General features: G+C 62.3%; 2 protein-coding genes and 1 pseudogene. 1 reads left to right on the top strand and 2 read right to left on the bottom strand.

Translation table 11 applies throughout. From position 1 onward, the window contains the following. Positions 1-59 precede the first annotated feature (59 nt). Positions 60-1274, top strand: a complete 1215-nt coding sequence (locus tag ACH2EI_RS06245) for an MFS transporter (protein WP_395152674.1) — start codon at positions 60-62, stop codon at positions 1272-1274. A 97-nt stretch (positions 1275-1371) separates the two neighbouring features. On the opposite strand, the pseudogene ACH2EI_RS06240 reads toward ACH2EI_RS06245, so the two are convergent. Continuing rightward, positions 1372-1503, bottom strand: a pseudogene (locus ACH2EI_RS06240) (ketol-acid reductoisomerase); the annotation flags it as partial. A gap of 3 nt (positions 1504-1506) precedes the next feature. Then, positions 1507-2493 (bottom strand): ATP-binding cassette domain-containing protein (locus ACH2EI_RS06235; protein WP_395159477.1); only part of this gene is annotated, 987 nt, incomplete at its 5' end.

The following is a 2493-nucleotide window of genomic DNA, read 5'->3' as shown; positions in this document are numbered from 1 at the left end:
TGCGGCTGCGGCTGCGAGAGTCGGAACGAAATCGCAAACATGCGCCGTAAGTTTGTGATGTGGCGCTCGATGGGCTCAAGCGAAGGCTGTACCTCTTGTCGTTCGTCGACAAGTTCGCGCCGATCTACGCGTTGTTCACCCTGTGGTTCAACAACAACGGCATTTCGATCGCCGACCTGTCGCTCGTCTTCATCCTCTGGGCGGTACTGGGGCTTGTCCTGGAGCTGCCCAGTGGAGCACTGGCCGACATCGTCGACCGACGGCTACTGCTGGGCGCAGCATGTGCCCTCCGTGCAACGGGTATCGCCATCTGGCTCATCTCGCCGTCGCTCCCCGGGCTGATCGTCGGCGCCGTGCTCTGGTCGATGCACGCTGCGCTGGTCAGCGGTACATGGGAAGCGCTGATCCACGACGAACTCGACGCCATTGATGAAGCTCCCCGCTACGGCGTCGTGATGGCCCGCATCGATCAGTCCAACAACCTCGGCTTTGCCGGCAGCACCTTCTTCGCCGCTGCGATCATCGGGTTGGGCGCATCGATCGAAGCCGTCGGCTGGGTCAACGTCGCAGTACACGGCGTGTCGATCGCTCTCGTGCTCCGCCTCCCCGATGTTCGATGGGTGACGACAGGTGATAAGGAGGGCGTTCCCAGCGGATGGTGGGGAGCCCTGCGAGCGGGCTCGTCTGCAGCGCGCCACAACCCGGTGCTGCTCCGCCTCTTGCTGATTGGGTCGGCCATCGGCGGACTCATGGTGGTCGACGAATACATCCCCCTTGTGGCGCGCTTCAACGGAGCGTCTGATGCCACCGTTCCACTGATCGTGTTCGTCGTCTGGCTCGGCCTCATCGCGGGCGGCGAACTCGCCGCACGTCGGCCAGACATCTCCAGCCCGACACTCGCATCGCTCGTGCTCGGCGGGACTGCGATCATGGCCGTTGCAATTGCCATCGAATCACCGTGGGCACTGATGGCCATCGGCATCGGTTACGCACCAGTGCAGGCCGCCTGGGTCATCGCCGACGCCAGATTCCAAGCGGCCGCGCCATCGACGACCCGAGCGACCGCGACCAGCTTCCGCAGCCTCGGTGTCGGCCTCATTTCGGCTGCAGCATTCCTCATCGTCGGCCTCCTCGCCAAGGGTGACGATCCGACCGCCGGGCTGCACTGGATTATCGGCATCCTCGCCCTCAGCGCCTTCGCCATCCCCGCCACAGTTCCCAAGCGGGCACCGACGACCCAGCCATCCACAATCAAGCGCACATCAAAGCAGTGAGTTTTCAGCCGGCTCAGGCGGTCCGCTACTTCATCGCTCGGGTGGCGGCGCGACGAGGGCCAGCCCCACATGGAGACCGGCCCTCGTGTCGGCATCCGAAGCCAGCGCGAACGAGTGCGGTGACGCCACCACAGAGCACGGCCTGCTCACCGAACAGGTCGGTTTCGGTCTCTTCGGTGAAGGTGGTCTCGATGACGCCCGCACGGGTGCCACCAACGGCATCGGCGAAGGGCTAGCTTTCAGCCTCGCTACTCAACGTGAGGTGATTGTCGATGCCGCGGATGGCGTCTTGTGACCGGTGGTTGACGTACAACACCGCGGTCTCGTTGGATGCGCAGATGCGTTCGATCAGCGCGAGGACCAATTGACGGTTCATGTCGTCGAGGCCAAGGCACGGTTCATCGAGAATCAGCAACGGCGGGTGCTTCACCATCGCACGGGCGATGAGTACGAGGCGCCGATCGCCAAACGACAAGCCGTTGAATGGCTCATCTGCGCGCTCCGACATCCCCAGCAGCGCGAGCCATTCATCGGCAATTGCCTTCTGCATGTCGGTGCTCTTGCTGTACAGACCAATGCTGTCGAAGAAGCCGGAGATGATGACGTTTCTCAGCCCGGTGCCGACCCGGTACTCCCACTGAAGCGCGGTCGAGACGTATCCGATGTATTGCTTGATCTGCCAGATGCTTTCGCCCGTGCCGCGCTGAAACCCGAATACGAAGATGTCGTTGACATAGCACTGCGGATGATCGCCAGTGATCAATGACAAGAGACCGGTTTTGCCGCTGCCGTTCGGCCCGCTCAACTGCCAATGCTGATTTGTTTCGATCGTCCAGTCGAGGTTTTCGAAGATCGTGTTCTCTCCGTAGCGGATGGCGGCATCGGTGATCCGGACCAGAGGGTCGCTGGGGTTGAGGGCAGGCAGCCGATCAGCAGGATCGGCCTTCGGCACTTCGAGATCGCTCGTCTTCAAATGCAGGAGCTGATATAGGTCGGCCATCGAAGGCTCGTCGCTCCGCTCCACCCGATGGGACAGGTGTCCGTCCTCGACATACGCCACGTGGGTGATGAACTCCGGAATCTCATCGAACCGGTTCAGCACGATGACCATGGGCACTGCGGTTGCCAGGACACGCAGATGATCCTGGAGCCAGGCCAGCGAATCGTGATCGAGCCCATCGAAGGGTTCGTCCAGAACGAGCAGATCCGGCTGACTCGT

This window comes from Ilumatobacter sp., assembly GCF_041688325.1.
Lineage (GTDB): Bacteria > Actinomycetota > Acidimicrobiia > Acidimicrobiales > Ilumatobacteraceae > Ilumatobacter_A.
The sequence above is the reverse complement of the archived record's forward strand: the minus strand, read 5'-3'. Positions and strand labels throughout refer to the sequence as shown.